This window comes from uncultured Microscilla sp. (assembly GCF_947493425.1).
Lineage (GTDB): Bacteria > Bacteroidota > Bacteroidia > Cytophagales > Microscillaceae > Microscilla.
Genome location: NZ_CANLRP010000054.1, coordinates 1 through 17,512, shown reverse-complemented (window position 1 = coordinate 17,512; position 17,512 = coordinate 1). Strand labels below are relative to the sequence as shown.

Below are 17,512 nucleotides of genomic sequence, written 5' to 3'. Positions count from 1 at the left end.
TTTCCATTTTACTAAAAAAGGTACCAATCACTGATTTATGAAAACAATTTAGTGGTGGAGAGGTTTTGTGTAAATCAATATCAATTTGACACATTCCTAAAGAATTTCTTCTGCATGAATTCAATCACTGTTTTTTGGTTTCGCCGCGACTTAAGGTTGCACGACAATACGGGTTTATATGAAGCATTGAAAAACGAACAAAATGTACTGCCCATTTTCATTTTTGATCGCCACATTTTAGATGATCTCGAAGATAAAAAAGACCTTCGGGTTGCTTACATTTATGATGCATTGCAGCAAATACAACAATCGCTTGTCGATGATCACCAAAGCAGCCTAAAGGTGTACTACGACTATCCCGAACAAGTATTTGAGCAATTGGCGCAAGTCGGTATAACCCTCAACGGCAAAACCTATCGGGTAAAATCGGTTTATACCAACCATGACTATGAACCCTATGCTCGGCAACGCGATGAAAAAGTACAGCAAACACTTTCAAATGTGGGCATTGCCTGGCGTAGTTTCAAAGATCAGGTGATTTTTGAAAAGCAAGAAGTACTGACCAATGCCGACAAACCCTATACAGTGTTTACACCTTACAGCAAAAAATGGAAGCACCACCTGACCGATGCCCACCTACAAGAACGTTTGATAGCATCATACGCCCAAAATCTGCTTAAGTTAAGCCCGCAATTACCTCTGATGCCCTTAGAAAAAACAGGGTTTGTGGATGTAAACAAGAATTTTCCGCCCAAAACTATCAAAAAACAGTTGGTGATTGACTACCAGCAAAACCGCGACTTTCCGGCAGTACAAGGTACCAGCCGCCTCAGTGTGCACTTGCGTTTTGGTACCGTAAGTATTCGCAAAATAGTAAAGGCTGCCCAAAAATACAGTGATACCTGGCTCAATGAGTTGATTTGGCGGGAGTTTTATATGATGATTCTATACAACTTTCCACACGTAGTCAAACAATCGTTTAAACCTGCTTACGATCGCATTCAATGGCGAAACAACCCCGATGAGTTTAAGCGTTGGTGTGAGGGAACCACGGGCTATCCTATAGTAGACGCTGGCATGCGCGAGTTGAACACCACTGGTTTTATGCACAACAGGGTACGTATGATTACAGCGAGCTTTTTGACCAAACATTTGTTAATAGACTGGAGATGGGGAGAGGCGTACTTTGCCAAAAAATTGCTTGACTATGACCTTTCGGCAAATAACGGAGGGTGGCAGTGGGCGGCAGGCTCAGGTTGCGATGCTGCCCCTTATTTCAGGGTATTTAATCCTTATGCCCAAACCGAAAAGTTTGACAAGCAACGCCAGTATATCAGGCAATGGGTGCCTGAGTTTGAGCTGTCGCGTTACCCTGCGCCTATGGTAGAGCACAAGTTTGCCAGACAGCGCGCCCTGGATACTTACAAAGCGGGTTTGAACAAAGAGGTAACGGCCTAACAACAAAACTATCCTTCCAGCACTTTTCTTCTTATGCGTTGCAAGCGTTGTCGGGTTTGACAGTGTGCCAGTAAAATTTCGGTGACAATTTCGGCAAAATTGGTGGCTTTGCCATGGGTTTGGTAAGCGTGCCATCCTTTAAAAGCCAAACTCTCTCGCAGATTATTTTGACGACGGGCGTAGCTCAAGGCAAACAATTTGTTGGCTTCGATGGGGGTGTGGGTAGCCTTGCTGATGGCCTCGTTTGCCCCCATTACAAAGTCTTGTAGCCATTGGGTTAAGTGTTGAACGGCTGTCGCCAATGTATTTGAAAACGCTTGAATATTGGGGCGCAAGCCAGGAGCGACCCCTGCCAGCATATCGGCTATTTCACCCTTAAGGGTTGCTTGCCAAATATAAACTTCGTTGCTTTCGTGTGCCACGAGTTGATGTAGTTTTTGGTACCATTTGTTTTTTACCTTATAAAACCTGTCATCCGGAAAACGCAGAATATACCCTTCGCCCTGTCGTTCTGTGGTGGCAGCCTCTATAAAACGTTGCGCTTCCTCAACATTTGTCAAAATGCCTACCTGTTTGATATATGCTACTTGGTGCCGTTGGGCAAGTGCCACCATGGTGTCAAAGTTGAGGTAATGCCCTGTGGTATTATGACGCACTGCAGTCAATACCAGGCGGTCGTTGGGGTGGTCGAGCACGATGGGATGTTGGCGGCTACACCACTCAAAGCAAGGAGTCCAGCCCGCCTTGAGCAGTGCCTGCACCATAGGTAGGTAGCCAGTAGTTGCCCCGTTTTTTTGTTGCCTTTCGGCGAAAGCCCCTGCCTGATCAGCAATCGTAGATAATCCTTTGCGGGTAGTCCAGCGCAGGGTTCCTTGCCATACTATAGGCGCCACCAGCGAGCCGTCTAGTTTTTCAAGTACCAGGCAAGGGTGTGTCCAGTCAATATTGGTCAGACGACTCTCTTCATTTTCGTCTATTCTAAAAAACTTGTGCAACTTGCGGTGTACCAACTCGCCCCTTTTGTTGAAAATAAGCCCCCGACACTCGCGGCGGAGCGCATAAATACTGGCCACCGATGGGTGCATTGCCTGAGCTACGGGCAAAAACGAATACTTGAGTTGATTTTTATAGTCTACTATTTGGTAACTATCACGCGTATATACCTGAAACTCGTCGCGTTCGGCAATGGCAGGCAATACATCCTGGAGGTGTTTGATCAAGGGGAATCCCCGCTCGCCCAGAGCTACCATGTGGCTATGGGTATGAAGCAACTGTTTGAAATGTGGCGCTAACTGCTGGCGGATGGTTTGCACTACTTCTTCTACTTTTTCGGGCAAGTCAAAGCTAGGGTGTGTTCGACAAAAGCCCCGCCATAGGCGTTGGCTACCCTTACCACGGGCAAAAGTGCCCTCAAAAAAACGAGCCGCCATTCCTAGGGGAGTGCCCCGCTCTACTGAAGTCTCCCGAAAAGATGCCATCACCTGGGCAAGGTTTAGGTCATTATGAGTAAGCAACCAATACAAGCCAAACAAATCTTTGGGACGCCATTTATCACGTTTGCGCTCAAACAAACCGTAAAATTTCCAACCTGCCGAGGTTTCTCGGTGTACCATTTTTAGTTGCGGGAGTGCAGGTATTGCCAACACAGTAGTATAAGCACGAACGGTGGCAGCAGGTACTACCGGATCGGCGTAACTAATGTCTATTTGGGTGCTCAGCAGAGAATCCTGCTGGGCTACTTCTGCCTGAACAAAAACACGTAAGCCTGGATCTTTGGCTTCAGCCCAAGTTACCTCACTATGTAGGTCTTTAGTTAAAAAACGAACCTGGTCGTCAGGAGCAGGTACCTGGCTTAAGATGTGCCGCCAGGCCTCTTCCATTGCCTCAGCCGCTATTGGGGTTGGCACCATAAAATCAATATCGCTTGGCATCCATTTACCCGGTGCATACCAGTGCCGCGACATCATTCCTCCCCGTAGCACCAGTGTTTGGCTAAACTCAGTCATGGCAACTCGCCGAATGATACCCTCGAACACGTGCAGTTGCAACAGTTCGGCGGGGGTATACACAGATTGTTGGGCTATTTGTTGTAGTTGTTGAATGGGCATGGGGGGGATTTTATCTTCTTTGACCGTATAACATTAGACAAAAAACTCTATGTCGAGTGCTTGAAACTTATCTATTACCGGCTGGAGCATATACCACTCTTCGGGTAAGTCTGAGTGCCACTTGAGCGAGATATGACCACTGTAGTGGTGCAGGCGCAGTTCGTGATAAGTACCATCACGAATGATTAATTCGGGCTTAGGTGGCAAAGGCATCGTAAAGGCAAGCCCTTGGGTATGTTCGTTGAGTTCTCTAAAACTATCTGGTGCCAACAAATAAGTTTGGGTGGTAATGGTAGGAGCAAAGTCGTGTAAATTCATTTGTCCTGAAAGGTTGGCCTGTTGAAAATTCTGAAAGTCTTTACCACTGTCCCAAGTCATTTTTTTAATAAAAGAACCCTCAGGAGTTTGGTAGGCTCTGAGTGCGTACAACTGTTGGGCGTTGGGTTCGCGCAGCAACTCTATATCGCCTGCCCTGCCCAAATGGTTAAAATAGCTGAGCACCAAACGACGAAAACTTTCCCATTTCTCGTATTTTATTGCATTCATTCACACTTCATGTATAGTTCAACAAATTCCTCTTGTTGATTGTTATTTACTTAAGTTACGCCACGTGTACAAAGTAAATGAGACAGGTTTTTACCTTGGAGGAGCTCAGCAAAGCCAAGCGCTTTTAATAAAGTTCTCAATAATTAAAATGGGTATACTTTACCACAGCAGCGTAACGTCCATAAGTTGTTCATATTCATTTAAAAACAACTAACAAGATAAACCTGTTCGATATTTAAAACAAACCTGCCAGAGTAAAATTCACTTTGTTAAAGCAATGGCTCTCCAGTAACGAGCTTTGCACAGGTATAGTTATATAAGTTGTCTAAGCCTTAGCTATTTCTTTTATAAGTGCTAAAGATTATTTATATTAATGAACTTGTTTACGGTTTATGCTTTGATAGCAAAAAGCTAGTTTTGAATCATTTGGAGAACCGCAGCCCTTTAGGGCAAGCTCAGCGAAGCTAAACCTTAAACAAGTTCCACGTAACCAATCAATAACTCTACTCAATGGGGCACCTTCAAGGTTTTAAACACATTATAAAATTAATAACCCTTTGGGTAGTTTTTCCTTTAATGGCTGGGGCACAAACCCCACCTGTTAACAGTGAAGCAATAGACGAAATTTTACAGCGTACCCAAAAGTTTCAAATAGAAAAATACCAGTTTCCTAAAGTAGACACTGGTTATATCAAACTTCGCATGGCGTTTGACAAGTTTGAGGCGATCAACCCCAAAGCATTGGCAAGGTTGCGTAAGCAAAAGATATTTGCCATTGACCTGGTGTATACCCAATTTCCCAAAAAACGGTCTTTTGATACACTCAACCGCAAGCGACTTGCAAACCTACAGCAGTATTTGCCTCTCAAAATACAGGATTCAGAGATAGCCTGGAGGCACTTTGGCCAAAATAGCTGCAATACCTATGCTGAAGCTTACCAGCTTTTTCACGGCTTGGTAGTTTATTTTTATCCACTCAAAGATACCATCAACGCCCCCTTGGTCGACATTGGTAGCGACAATCCTGAGTTGGTGCTCAAGCCTGATACTGTGCCTGTTGTAGCCAACCCCAAGTATGACTTCACCAACTTGCCTTTGCTCGATGCACAAAATATTGATTATAGCCACCCTCGTACATTTTACCAAATTGCCCAACAAAAATACTTGCCTGAAGACTCGACAGTGTTTAAGGTATTTGAGCGTAACCGATGGGACAGTATGCTGGTGGTGGTAGACTGGACGGGTAGCATGTACCATCATGGGGCACAGTTGCTGGTGTGGATGGAGGTTTTTCATCAACAAAAAAACCGCTTAAGAAGCTTTGTGTTTTTCAACGATGGAGACGGTAAAACGCTGGGCGAAAAGGTGATGGGACACACCGGAGGTTTGCATTATGCCAGTGCGCAAAGCCTGGATGTGGTAATAGGTGCCATGCATAAGGCAGAAAAAAGCGGCAAAGGCGACGATACCCCCGAAAACGACATAGAAGCACTTATAAAGGGCATTCGAAGGTTTCCCGATTGCAAAGAGGTGATTCTGATTGCCGATGCCAGCTCGCAAATACGTGACTACCCACTCCTCAAAGAACTTGTGCGGCTTAAACGTCCAATAAGGGTGATCTTATGCGGTAAAGAGATGATGCCTGATTATATATTGTTGGCTTATTATACCAATGGTTCGCTGCATACTATAGACCAGGACATAATTGAAATGCAAACCAAACTACGCAATGGTGAAGAGGTAGAGGTGGGCAACACCTTGGTGAAAATCAAAAAAAAGAGGTTTCACATGAAGCTCACGTCTCCGAGGTACAAAAAAAGAAAACGTCGCAGGAAAAAGTAGCTTTATCTTCTTGTAAAATTTACTGCGATTGGGTAAAAAATGTGTGGTTATGCGCCCTAATTACTACTGAATATTACATAAAAAAAACACCTTTTTACTAGTTTTAAACAAAAGACCCACTCGGTAGTTTATAGTACTTTATGCAGTGTTTGTAGCATTATTTAGTATTCAAGGTTTTTTATCGGACTATTTCTTGTAAGTAGCAGTTAAAAATTATGAATATTTTTGCATAAAAATAATTCAACGCCGTTATTGTATCAGAAAAATTATTACGTTTGACTGTTGGTCATTAAAAAACCAATTGTAAACACATTGTCTAACACACTATATTAAAACCCAGAAAAATATGAAATTAAGCGCGACATTTTTGTTAGCCGCTCTTTTTTTTGTGAGCACCCAGGCATTCTCTCAAGATGTGGTGGGAACATGGAAAACCATTGACGACGAAACAGGTAAAGCCAAATCTCATGTAAAAATATACAAAAATAAAAGCGGGGTTGTTTTTGGAAGAGTAGTAAAAATTCTTGATCCTAAAAAACGCGATGCTACTTGTAGCAAGTGTCCCGAAAAGTACAATGGCTTTGGAAAAAAAGGTCAAAAAGTATTGGGAATGTTGATTTTAAAAGGATTGGCAAAAGATGATGACGAATACAATGGAGGCAGCATCTTTGACCCAAATAAAGGCAAGTCTTACCGTTGTTATATTACGCTCAAAGGCAAAGACAAACTTAAGGTAAGAGGTTTTATTGGGACTCGTTATGTAGGTCGTACTCAGTATTGGTACCGGGTAAAATAATCACTTTTTATTGAAAAATTTGCAAGCCGATTGGTGTTATACTAATCGGCTTTTTTTATGCTTCTTGCGCAAAAAAATGTTGAATCTTATCTAACATTGTGTCTTTATTGCCCTCTTTATCAAGACACTCAAACAATTCATGGAATAGCGAACAACTAATGGCTTGACCATTTCTTATTTTTAATAAATGAGGAAACTGGGTGAAATGATCAAAATTGTGAAAGGTTTTGAGTAAGTGTTGCCCATTGTAGGGTTGCTGGCTATCAATGCGCCTGCCTTGTAGATAGAGCACTTCTACTTGGGGGGGCAAGGTGGGCAATATTTCATGTTCGATATACCTTCGTCCTTTTTCGCGGTTGTTATAACAAAAAAAGTCTTTACCTTCCAAACTTTTTATATAACTTTGGTAAGCATTACTGGCGCGTTGGTTTCGAATGAGGCGCAAAGTCCCCCCAATAATAATGAAGGTAAACACAAAAGGAAATAAAATAATGCCACCAATTAGTAGAATCAATACAATGGCCACCATTACCTTCAGTTTTTTCCACCTACTCATCAACATTTGCTTACTGTTTTGTTTGTTTTAGAAGGCAAGTTTAGCAAAGTCCATTGTTAGATCAAACGATATGGGCTAGTTTGATGATGATTTCTAGGCATAACCTCGATATAATTGTACTTTTCCTTTGTTGGGCATAATGTTGTGTCTTTCATAAGTATAGGCTGCACTTCATTGTGAATGATAGCAGTGTTTTTTGGGGTGAGTTTTCGTCTGGCCCTTTTTAAAGGTGAATCGGAGAGTTGGCTTTATGACTTGAACACCCTATCTTCACCCAGAATTTTAAAGCTAACAACAATGAAAAAGCTATTATGTATCTTATGGGCGGTGATGGCGTGCTTGCCTACGCTTGCCCAAAATGATGATATTAATTATCTGAAAAACATCGAGTATTATAAGGCTGAAGATTTGGGAGAAAACGTCAACTCAAAAAGTGATGAGTCTTACCCAGTGATTTCACCCGATGGTAAGATTTTGTACTTTACCCGTGAAGGGCACCCCGGAAACACAGAATACAAATATGACAAGCGTGATCAGGATATTTGGTACGCTACTATGGCAGCAGGAGGAGTTTGGTCATTGGCAAAAAACCTGGGCAAACCCGTTAACGAAGGCTACCGGAGCTTGGTCAATGCGCCTAATAATAATACCCTCATTGTTTGGGGAGCACCCAAAGGGTATACTGGAGTAAAGGTGTCAAAACGCACCACCGATGGCTGGACAACCCCCGAAAACTTCTATCGGCACAAGACAAGAAAGAACGCTAAGGGAGAAAATATCTTTGTAGGCAATGATCTTCAGACAATGCTGATTTCACGCAAAGGAGATATTTTTGTATTGTTTAAAGCGCCCGATGGTTCCTGGAGCGAGCCTAAGTCTTTGGGAGCCACCATTAATACCAAAGCGATTGAGTCTATAGCTTTTTTGGCGCCCGATAATGTGACCCTTTATTTTGCCTCTGTAGGGCATCCGGGCTTTGGGGGCAGCGATTTGTACCTGAGTCGTCGACTTGACGATAGCTGGCAAAAATGGTCTACCCCGCTCAACCTGGGACCCTCTATCAACACCCAGGAGAGCGAGAGTGGTTTGTATTTACCTGCTTCGGGCGAATATGCTTATTTTCACCGCGAAAGTCGCCGTCGAAACCGAGAAATTTTTAGGGTAAAACTGCACGAAAAACTGCGACCAACCCCCGTAGTATTGATCACTGGAAGGGTGCTCGATGCCAAAACAAAAAAGCCCATAGGTACTGCTATTTCTTACCGTCATCTTGCCAAAAATACCGAGGTAGGGGTGTCATCGTCTGACCCAAAAAGCGGCAACTATGAAGTAACACTACCCGCCAGGCATAAGTATGGGTACTTTGCTACCAAAAAAGGGTATTACCCCATTAGTGAAAACATAGACCTTACCGGACTTAAAAACTACAAAGAGATAAAGGTAGATTTGTTTGTGACCCCAATAGAAAAGGGGGTGAAAATTTTGTTGAATAATTTATTTTTTGGGGTATCGAGCTCCAAAATAGAAAGCACCTCGTTCGACGAGCTTAACCGCCTGGTACGTACTTTAAACGAATACCCAAAAATGGTGATTCAACTGAACGGTCACACCGACAACCAGGGGGGAGCCACCCGTAATCAGCTTTTGTCGCAGCATAGGGCACGTAGTGTACGCAACTACCTGGCAAACAAGGGCATTGCCCGTAACCGAATCAAGGTCAAAGGATTTGGTGCAAGCCAACCTATCGCTGATAACAACACCCAAAAGGGCAGGATAAGAAACCGTAGGGTAGAGTTTGAGGTGTTGGAGTTTTAGATGACTATTGATCAATAGCATCAATGAGAACAAAAGGAGTGTTCAAAAAATGGCGTTTACCAGTCATTTGGTTTTGTGACAAACTACAGGCAAATGAACACTCCTAAAAAAAACAAGTAATTACTCAAATTACGCAGATTTACTTTGTCGTTTTAATTTCTACTGTGATACAGTTATATTGCTACATTAGTGATGCAATGCATCGCGTAACTATCAAACAATAAAGCCATAGAACAATATAAATAAGCAGACTTAGAACTTACTGCGTAACATCAGGTAATTATTCTACCGATGCCAGCAACACTTCAAATACTTTTTTATAAACAACAAGGCGGGCACGGCTAATGTCTAGCTTTAGTACAATCATTCGGGCTTTTTCTGTTTGGTTGCCAAAGTAGCCAAAAGCCTGGTATATGTTTTTGTTTTTACTTATCAAGTTGCGCTCTTGCCCCCGCTGACCAGTATAACCAAAATACATGTTGTTATACGTGAGCAGGTTATTAAAACTCGATTCCATATTATAGCCATTTCGGTAAATATAGGGTTGCCCTTTGATGCCTTCGTGCCAATCTCTTATTTCATATATCCCGTTTTTGTAGTCGAGTACATAGTCTAATATGCTCACGTGTTGAGGGGCAAAAACAAATTCCTGGCGTTGTTTCCAATAATACTGCACCAACATATCGCCTCGTTTGGCAAGGTCTACATCTATAGGAATAAAGCCTAAGTCGCTGGTTTTGCTTACCAGGCGTTCTACATTGATATATTGAGGTATTTTTTGCGAAAGGTTGGCTTTTATTTTCTTCCCTGGTGTTTTTGCCTGTAGCTTTTGTTTTTCTATTTCCAAGGTTTTTTTTAGGAGGTGTACCTTGCCATACGCCAGCTCACGCAATTTGCCTACTCCAGTGCCTGCCATTACCTGGCACCATCCATTTACACACGTGTTGCTTTCGTCATTTTTGCCATTGTAGCCGTAGTTATGGTAAATATTTTTTCCTTCCATTTTTCGGGCAACCAACCATACTCTATACTGGTAATACTTATCGCGCAAAGCATGGAGTTGTTTGATCAGGGTATCTTTTTCAAGCTTTTCTTTGGCAAAAAAAGTGTTTTTATAAGCTACCAGCCTTTGTTTGAGGGTAGTGATACTTGTATTGAGTTTTTTCGATACAGTTTGAATAATTTGTTTTGCAATGGGGTAATTGATAGAGTAAGCAGGATCATTATTGGCGTAAGTTTTCTGTAAAGCCACACTGTCAAATATCAGAGAAAACACCCCTAAAATGAAAAACCTTTTCATAATTTATTATGCCTGTTATTTTAATAATAGATGGATTAAGTACATTTACTCCCGCTAAAGTTGTGCCATCCTGTATACGTTTTATATGACAAGACAAGGTGGCACCAACGAATTGTTGTTTACCAATTATTTTTTTGGGAGCGTGGTAAACAAGCCATTCTGTCCATACAAAGTGTCTTTTTGGGTAATAATGTATGTGCGTACATTATATTCGGTTTCTCTGTTTAGGTAACCTATATTACTTATAAAATCAAGACTGTCAGATTTGGCGCCCAACGCTGTAACACTGTCAGCAATGGTAGGGTTTTCATTGATTGACCAACAATGTCCGTGCTCTATGACAGGATTTGTAGGCACAAGGTCTAGTTTACCTATTGCCTGAGCGCTGGTGTCTTTTACAATCACTATAAAAGTAGTAACCCTGGGAACAGTAAACTTATAGTTTTCGCCATAGATAAAGCCATTTTCATTGTCATAAGTATACCCCCTCACAAAATAAGTAGCGCCAGGTTGGAGCGGGGTAAGGCTACTGGTATAATTGCCCGCTTTGCGTTTTTCGCCTAGTTCGGTAAATTGTTTGCCTTCTTCTACCATAGGGTTAATAACGGTATCCCAACAGTGTCCATGTTGCTTTACCCTACTACCATTGCGGTTGCTTACATCGCGTAGCGTACCTGTAATGGTGGCGTTGGTATAGTCCAGGCTATCAGTGGTTCCGGTGGCCACAAAATTTTTTCGTTCCAGTTGCACCAGGTCACAGGCAGAAAGTGCCATCAGGCAAAAAAACATATAAAGTCCAGTTCTTGTCATTGTAAGTGCCAAATCAAAATTAAATATTGGGAGTGGTGCACTGGAAACTAAATTCCTATCATATTATTCGGAGTCTTTAGCCCGCTTACTTTACTTCAAAAAGTTTACGTAGCTTTGGCTATGCGCACTTTTTGAAGTGCGTCAGCAAACAAAATACCCTCGAATAAATAATATATTTATTTAATCCCCAATGCAGTAGTTTGAGCTATTGTTTTAAAACTTCCATAAAAATCCTATAGTAGAAGAGTTAAATACGGGGTTATACCCCAGGCTGATCACCTTTTGCTGCCTTCTTTGCAGGTTTCGTCTGATAATTCTTTTCTTTCGTTTTTTGTTATGTCCTCCTCTTATAGCCACTTTTACTATGTCGTAAGCCCATAAACCCGCCGCCAACACCGCTGCTGTAGTAGCAAGCAGGTTTTGCTGGTTGGCTCGCTTATACAAATCCTGGGTTTCGCTTAAGGTAGTTGCCTCCAGGTACTTTTGGTAGTTGTTGTTCGACAACTGCTTTAAATACAAACTACCCGCAATAAGCCCATAAGTGCCCGCCGCAGTAAGCATCCAGCGCCATTTCCATTTTTTACGGGGTTTCTTTACATACACATTGCCCCAACCTGGCAACAATGCCGAACGCAACGCATTGATTGGACCACCTAAGAAAGGTTCATACGAGGCATCTACCTTAAACTCTACATTTTGCCCGTCAAACCCATTGCCTTCGGCCAGGTAATACCAATATATTTTTTGGTCTTTTCCAGCAATCAGCTCATTGCCCACATCACCTTTTACTTGGGTAAGGGGTCCTATAAAAGTAGCGCCGCCATCTTGAGTATACGTCAGTTGAATGTTATAAGTAGCCAGGTAGTCACCTGGTTTGGCGTTGGTTTCTATTATGCTATAGCCAATCATAATACGGTTGCTGTCTTTTTGTAGTACCGGGTTACGCTGTTGGAAATCTATCTGGGCGTTGGCGATGCCAGCAAAAAGCCCCAGTATCATTACTGACCTTATTAGAAGTTTTATCATAAAATACCCCTTATTGTTTATTTTAAGGAATGGTGTAAAAATAAATTTCTATAGTAACGCTAAAATATTTTGTTGCTATACGCGGCACGGCAATATCCAGTGGATATTGAGCGAGCTTGAGGGATGGCCGACTAATAGCATCGCTATTCGGCTATTTTTTAACAAAGTATAGCCTCAAAAGATGAGGTTAAGAATGTAAATTTATTTTGGTACCATTCCTAAGTTTAAGTCACGGTTTTTTGTAATACTACATTTGTGGGTTTACTGTGTCGAGCGAATTACCCGCAGTTCTACCCTTCGATTTTTAGCCTTGTTCTTTTTGCTGGTATTGGGCACCAGAGGGCGGTCTTCACCAAACCCCTTGGTGACCAATCTGTTTTGGCCAATTTTCTTTTCTTTGAGATAATCTGCTACACTTTTGGCACGTCGGTTCGACAGTTTCAAATTCTTCCTCTTACTTCCTACATTATCGGTGTGAGCTTCTATACTCAACTTTACCTTAGGGTTGGTCCGCAGCATTTTTACTACCCGATCGAGCTCTATAAAAGAAGAGTCTTTGAGTGCTGCCGAGTTAAAGTCAAAATAAATATCGTTCAGGGCAATCTTAGCCCCGGTTTTTAACTTGGTGAGCCTTACTGTTACATCTTTTGAAGCGCCCTTTGGCCGAACTTTTATTTTTTGGGTATGGAAAAAATAGTTTTTCGAGGCGTTTACTTCCATATCGTATTCATCGCCTTCACGTAGTTTCACTTGAATAGCCTTGCCCGAACCTGTTGTCGGATGAATAATAATTTGTTCGTTACGGTTTTTGTTGGTAAAAATAGCCCCTGCTTTTATATTTTCATCTGTTTCTAAATCTTGTACATTCAACGACACCGTCTTTCCCCCCTTTACTGCCAGCAAACTCGCGTCTTTTAGGTTTGCTGCATCTTTAAATTGGCGCACTGTATATATATTATAACCTTGCACCTTTTGGGCGGTTATCAAGAAGTTAGTTCCTTTGTTTTTGTTTATTTTCCCTTTATAAATTGCCAGGTTATTGCCATCTTTTATCTCTACATCGTAATCGTCTTTCTCGCGGATACCTACCTTGTATACACCATCTTTGTTTCGGTCTTTGTTGTTCAGTGTAATTTGCTCATTTCGGTTTTTGTTGTTCAATACCACATTTACTGGCACATCGTTTCCTGTTTCTACATCGCTTACTTTTAGCCCAAAAGCCACCCTTTGGGGGCGCATCAATACCTGTTGCTTGTCTTTATAGTTAACCTTTGTGCCCGTAAGGTCATAAACAAGAGTAGTATCGGCATAGTCGGCAAGGCTCAATTTAATTTGGTACTTTTTATAAATAGGCAGGTTTAGGCTGAGTTGATCTTGGGCAAAACTACCCGGAAACCCGCTCAACGCCTGCTTGGTAGAGTCGTTGAGTACCTGTACCTGGGGGCGCAAAAACTTTTGGCGGTTTTCAGCGTCTTTGGCCGTCAGTGTGAGTGCAACAGTGGCTACATTGAAGTTGGTTTTTTTGGTTTTGGGCGTGTTTATCTTGATTTGGGCGTAGCCCTCAGCTCCTATGCAAAAAATGAGTAATAAAACAGTAAAATGTTCGAGTAGGTGTCTCTTCATTGTTTGTTGTTTTGGCACTTGGGCAAAGTTTATAGAAAAAGTAAAGCGTTTGAAAAGCTTCGTTACACTAAAAAACGTATAAGTTAATGTATAACATAATAACTGGGAGATAAAGTAATGAAATTTCAGGCAAAATGCCGTTTTTTGAAGTGGCAAATCTATTTGAGTATGCTGATTAAATTACCTAAATCCTTTGAATACTAGGTATAAAAATGTAACTTGCATTACACAATACTCGTTATGCATATTACGAGAATCAAGGTAAAACTTGCACAAAACGTTAAATTTTCGTTTATTTATTATATCATTCGCAGAAACAAAATCTATATAAGACATGAATAAAACAACAAAACTTGTTTTTTTTGTAGTACTAATTGTAGTCGGTTTGGTTGCGTTTAAGTTCCTCGCTGGAATGCTACGCAATATTCTGTTTATAGCAGTTGCCGCCGTTTTAGTAATTGGTGCGTACCGTTTCGTATTTGGCTCAAAAGCAGGAAAAAAATAAACACCTCCCCGTTCAATTGGGAAAATGTATCTAGGCATACTCTGTATTCAGGGTGTGCTTTTTTTATGTCCAATATTGTACCTTTGTCGTTCAACAACTCTTATAATTATGCCTGTATTTACTGATCAAATGCAACGTAAGGTAACCATTGCTGACTTTCCTCAGCGTATTGTGTCTTTGGTGCCCTCACAAACTGAACTTTTGTTTGACTTAGGGTTGCAAGACCAAATAGTAGGTATCACTAAGTTTTGCGTGCACCCTAAGGCTTTATGTGCTACTAAAACCCATATAGGAGGCACCAAAAACTTTCACTTTGACCGCATAGATGCACTTAAGCCCGACCTGATTATTGGCAACAAAGAAGAAAACTACCAGGAAGGCATTGACACCTTGGCAAAAAAGTACCCAGTATGGATGAGCGACATCTTTACTTTGGACGATGCTTTGCAAATGATGCAGCAATTGGGCGAAATCACCCAGACCAGCCCACGTGCTCAAGTGCTCATACAACAGATAAAAGACCAATTTGACGCATTTGTACTACCCGACCAAGCATTTTCTGCCAAGGTTGCTTACTTTATTTGGCGCAAGCCCTATATGGTGGCTGGCAGCCAAAATTTTATCGACGAAATGCTCAAACACTGTGGCTGGCAAAATGTATTTGCTCATCAGCCCCGTTATCCCGAAATAAGCCTCGAACAACTGGAAGCACAATTGCCCGATATTATTTTGTTATCGTCTGAACCTTACCCCTTTAAACAAAAACACCTGGAAGAGTTTCAACAGGCTTGTCCCCAGGCTAAAGTCTTGTTGGTAGATGGGGAGCTTTTTTCGTGGTATGGCAGTCGGTTGCGTTTGGCTCCGGCTTATTTTAGGCAATTGTTAAACGAGGTGACCGTTTGATAAACTTGCCTACTTCAATAATATCACAATGGCGCCTATACCAGTGAGTATAAGAATAAGTTTGCGGTAATAGCGTTCGTTTATTTTTCTGACCAGGCGCACCCCTGTCAACAAGCCCAGCAAAACCAGGGGTACCAAACGAACATCAAGGCTTACAGTGTCTAAGGTGATGGTTTGCCAGGCAAAAATATGAAAGGGTAGTTTGAACAGGTTGATGAGTAAAAATAGCCAGGCAGCCGTGCCTATAAAATTATTTTTGGGCAAACGCATAGCCAGAAAAAACAAGTTGGTAAATGCCCCGGCAAGGTTACCTATCATAGTAGTAAAACCCGCCATGAGCCCCATCATGATGGCAAACCACCAATGATTGGGTACTTGTTTGTTTTTTTGTCGATCCCACCAATACATCATGGCTACAGTGGCAAGTATAATGGCTGCCATCATTTGCTTAAATACCCTTTCGGGTAAATCTTTGCCTATCCAGGCGCCTATTACTACGCCCAGCATCATGGCGGGCAACAAACGCTTAAGGTGATGCCATTCGGTGTAGCGGTGGTAGTAGATAACGGCAAACACATCGCCTACCAACAGCAAAGGCAGTATAATACCAGTAGAGGCTTTGCCCCCAAACACCATTGCCATAAGGGTAACTACCATAATAGAAATCCCTTTAATGCCTGCCTTGGACACGCCTATGATAAAGCCAGCAAGCCCGGCAAGTACCCACGAAAGCCAGCTGAGCTGGAGTGAAGAAGATAAGTCGAATATAAATAATGCCATATATGTGCGCAAAACTATGCATTGCCCTATCCAGGTGCAAATACTAGGGGGACATTAGTCAAAAAAAGAGTAGAGAGGTTTTGCACTTAGTATGTACCAAGACAAAATTAAATATACCTAATATGCAAGTATAACTATCATATTATTAGAGAGTTATCTTTACTTGTAGCACCGATATGCATCGGTATCTAAGGACTTATAGCTAATTGCTCACTGCTACTTACTTACCACATATTTATGAGTCAAATTTGAACAACTTGTCTGACAAAAGGTTATTAAAGCCGGGAGTTTTTAAGCGAAAAAACTGAACTCTGCTCAAAAACAGTGAGATCACCCAAAGCCTATTAGCATCTGACCCCGTGGGTGAGGCGGGGTAAAAGCGGGTTTTATAAAGAAACTCTGCTATTCAATCATATATATTCGTTATTTTTGCATTTATGAGAAAAACGATTTACTATGTACTATTTTTAGGGTTGATAAATATCTTATTTAGCTGCAAATCGGCTCCTGAAATAGAGGGGTTTGATGCCAAAAAATGGAAAGAGGACCCCAATGCCTGTAAAAATTACCGAGCTGCTTTATTACCCGCACTGGAAAAAAACAAAGATAAATTGGTCAAAGTAGAAGCAGGGCAGCTTATGCAATTGCTGGGGCGTCCGGATAAAAATGAATTGTATCGCAGAAATCAACGTTTTTATGTCTACTTTATAGATGCAGGCAGTCAGTGCAAAGGTAACAAGGGTAGCTTGGGCCGAACGTTGCGGGTACGTATTGATGCTTTACAGAGGGTATCTGAAGTGGTAGTAAACTAAACCTGAGCATACACAAGACGTTTTGTCAGCATTCCTCTTTCTGGTAGCAAATTTGCCAAAAAATACTTGTCGCCAGTTAGATTTTATAGGTAGGTTGTGTACAACCTGGGGTATATATTAAACGTTGTATGTTAACCAACAATCATTCGGGGTTTACATCAGCAATATTATTAAAGCACGTTTTTTAACACACTATTTCACTATGAGTTATTTATTACAAGGCATTGGCATTGGCGTCGGTTTTATATTGGGTATTGTACTGGTAGCTATTATCATTGTTATTTTGGCACGTTTATTCAAACGAGGATCAAGCTATCAGGAGTTTACCCCTGAACTATTTGAGCAATACCGCGACGAAATATTGATGGAGGAAAACTTTGAGGAAGCCAATGTAGTTTCTCAAATCATTGATGACCTCCGGAACCATGAATATCCCAAGAAGTTGCTCAAAGACTATACAGTGAAGAAAGACGTTGATTTTATCATCAAATCTCAAGGAGAAAGTGGCGAGATCATTTCTTTTAAAGAAAAACTGAAGATTGTAAGGAAGTAAGACATAAGGAACGATGCAAAAATAAAGTTCTATAGTTTAAGGAAATATTTTTTGGTCAGGCGAGGTCAAAAAACGCGGC

The 17,512-nt window shown here is 41.6% G+C and carries 16 protein-coding genes; 8 read left to right on the top strand and 8 right to left on the bottom strand.

Features of this window, described 5'->3' with window-relative positions; genetic code table 11:
• Window positions 1–114 precede the first annotated feature (114 nt).
• Complete coding sequence (locus tag Q0954_RS15370) at window positions 115–1,458, top strand: deoxyribodipyrimidine photo-lyase (protein ID WP_299458334.1); 1,344 nt, start codon at window positions 115–117, stop codon at window positions 1,456–1,458.
• An 8-nt stretch (window positions 1,459–1,466) separates the two neighbouring features.
• On the opposite strand, the gene Q0954_RS15365 is transcribed toward Q0954_RS15370, so the two are convergent.
• Both Q0954_RS15365 and Q0954_RS15360 read right to left on the bottom strand, forming a co-directional pair.
• Window positions 1,467–3,566 (bottom strand): nucleotidyl transferase AbiEii/AbiGii toxin family protein, encoded by a 2,100-nt coding sequence (locus tag Q0954_RS15365; protein WP_299458332.1) that lies wholly within the window; start codon window positions 3,564–3,566, stop codon window positions 1,467–1,469.
• 33 nt (window positions 3,567–3,599) lie between these two features.
• On the bottom strand, window positions 3,600–4,112 hold the full coding sequence (locus Q0954_RS15360) for a hypothetical protein (RefSeq protein ID WP_299458330.1): 513 nt from the start codon (window positions 4,110–4,112) through the stop codon (window positions 3,600–3,602).
• Between the two features lie 510 nt (window positions 4,113–4,622).
• On the opposite strand from Q0954_RS15360, the gene Q0954_RS15355 reads away from it, so the two are divergent.
• Both Q0954_RS15355 and Q0954_RS15350 read left to right on the top strand, forming a co-directional pair.
• Complete coding sequence (locus tag Q0954_RS15355) at window positions 4,623–5,954, top strand: hypothetical protein (protein WP_299458328.1); 1,332 nt, start codon at window positions 4,623–4,625, stop codon at window positions 5,952–5,954.
• Window positions 5,955–6,300: 346 nt separating this feature from the next.
• Window positions 6,301–6,750: a DUF2147 domain-containing protein gene (locus Q0954_RS15350; protein WP_299458327.1), complete on the top strand. Its 450-nt coding sequence runs from the start codon at window positions 6,301–6,303 to the stop codon at window positions 6,748–6,750.
• Window positions 6,751–6,805: 55 nt separating this feature from the next.
• On the opposite strand, the gene Q0954_RS15345 is transcribed toward Q0954_RS15350, so the two are convergent.
• Entirely contained in the window at window positions 6,806–7,312 is a 507-nt protein-coding gene (locus Q0954_RS15345; RefSeq protein ID WP_299458326.1) for a hypothetical protein, read from the bottom strand.
• Window positions 7,313–7,603: 291 nt separating this feature from the next.
• Here Q0954_RS15345 and Q0954_RS15340 point away from each other — a divergent pair, with 291 nt between their 5' ends.
• A complete protein-coding gene (locus Q0954_RS15340; protein WP_299458325.1) occupies window positions 7,604–9,121 on the top strand; it encodes an OmpA family protein in 1,518 nt (505 codons plus the stop codon).
• Between the two features lie 280 nt (window positions 9,122–9,401).
• On the opposite strand, the gene Q0954_RS15335 is transcribed toward Q0954_RS15340, so the two are convergent.
• From Q0954_RS15335 to Q0954_RS15320, 4 genes are all read right to left on the bottom strand, one after another.
• Window positions 9,402–10,421: a hypothetical protein gene (locus Q0954_RS15335; RefSeq protein ID WP_299458323.1), complete on the bottom strand. Its 1,020-nt coding sequence runs from the start codon at window positions 10,419–10,421 to the stop codon at window positions 9,402–9,404.
• Window positions 10,422–10,547: 126 nt separating this feature from the next.
• The gene (locus tag Q0954_RS15330) at window positions 10,548–11,231 is read right to left on the bottom strand and encodes a hypothetical protein (protein WP_299458321.1); all 684 of its coding nucleotides are present in this window, start codon (window positions 11,229–11,231) and stop codon (window positions 10,548–10,550) included.
• A 213-nt stretch (window positions 11,232–11,444) separates the two neighbouring features.
• Window positions 11,445–12,257: a hypothetical protein gene (locus Q0954_RS15325; RefSeq protein WP_299458318.1), complete on the bottom strand. Its 813-nt coding sequence runs from the start codon at window positions 12,255–12,257 to the stop codon at window positions 11,445–11,447.
• Between the two features lie 261 nt (window positions 12,258–12,518).
• The gene (locus Q0954_RS15320; RefSeq protein ID WP_299458317.1) at window positions 12,519–13,880 is read right to left on the bottom strand and encodes an OmpA family protein; all 1,362 of its coding nucleotides are present in this window, start codon (window positions 13,878–13,880) and stop codon (window positions 12,519–12,521) included.
• Window positions 13,881–14,214: 334 nt separating this feature from the next.
• Here Q0954_RS15320 and Q0954_RS15315 point away from each other — a divergent pair, with 334 nt between their 5' ends.
• The gene (locus Q0954_RS15315) at window positions 14,215–14,385 is read left to right on the top strand and encodes a hypothetical protein (protein ID WP_299458315.1); all 171 of its coding nucleotides are present in this window, start codon (window positions 14,215–14,217) and stop codon (window positions 14,383–14,385) included.
• 108 nt (window positions 14,386–14,493) lie between these two features.
• Window positions 14,494–15,288, top strand: a complete 795-nt coding sequence (locus Q0954_RS15310) for an ABC transporter substrate-binding protein (protein WP_299458313.1) — start codon at window positions 14,494–14,496, stop codon at window positions 15,286–15,288.
• 9 nt (window positions 15,289–15,297) lie between these two features.
• Here the strand turns inward: Q0954_RS15310 and Q0954_RS15305 are convergent, their stop codons facing one another.
• Window positions 15,298–16,068 (bottom strand): sulfite exporter TauE/SafE family protein, encoded by a 771-nt coding sequence (locus tag Q0954_RS15305; protein WP_299458310.1) that lies wholly within the window; start codon window positions 16,066–16,068, stop codon window positions 15,298–15,300.
• A gap of 437 nt (window positions 16,069–16,505) precedes the next feature.
• Here Q0954_RS15305 and Q0954_RS15300 point away from each other — a divergent pair, with 437 nt between their 5' ends.
• Entirely contained in the window at window positions 16,506–16,880 is a 375-nt protein-coding gene (locus Q0954_RS15300; protein WP_299458308.1) for a hypothetical protein, read from the top strand.
• A gap of 202 nt (window positions 16,881–17,082) precedes the next feature.
• On the top strand, window positions 17,083–17,433 hold the full coding sequence (locus Q0954_RS15295) for a hypothetical protein (RefSeq protein WP_299458307.1): 351 nt from the start codon (window positions 17,083–17,085) through the stop codon (window positions 17,431–17,433).
• Window positions 17,434–17,512: the final 79 nt, after the last annotated feature.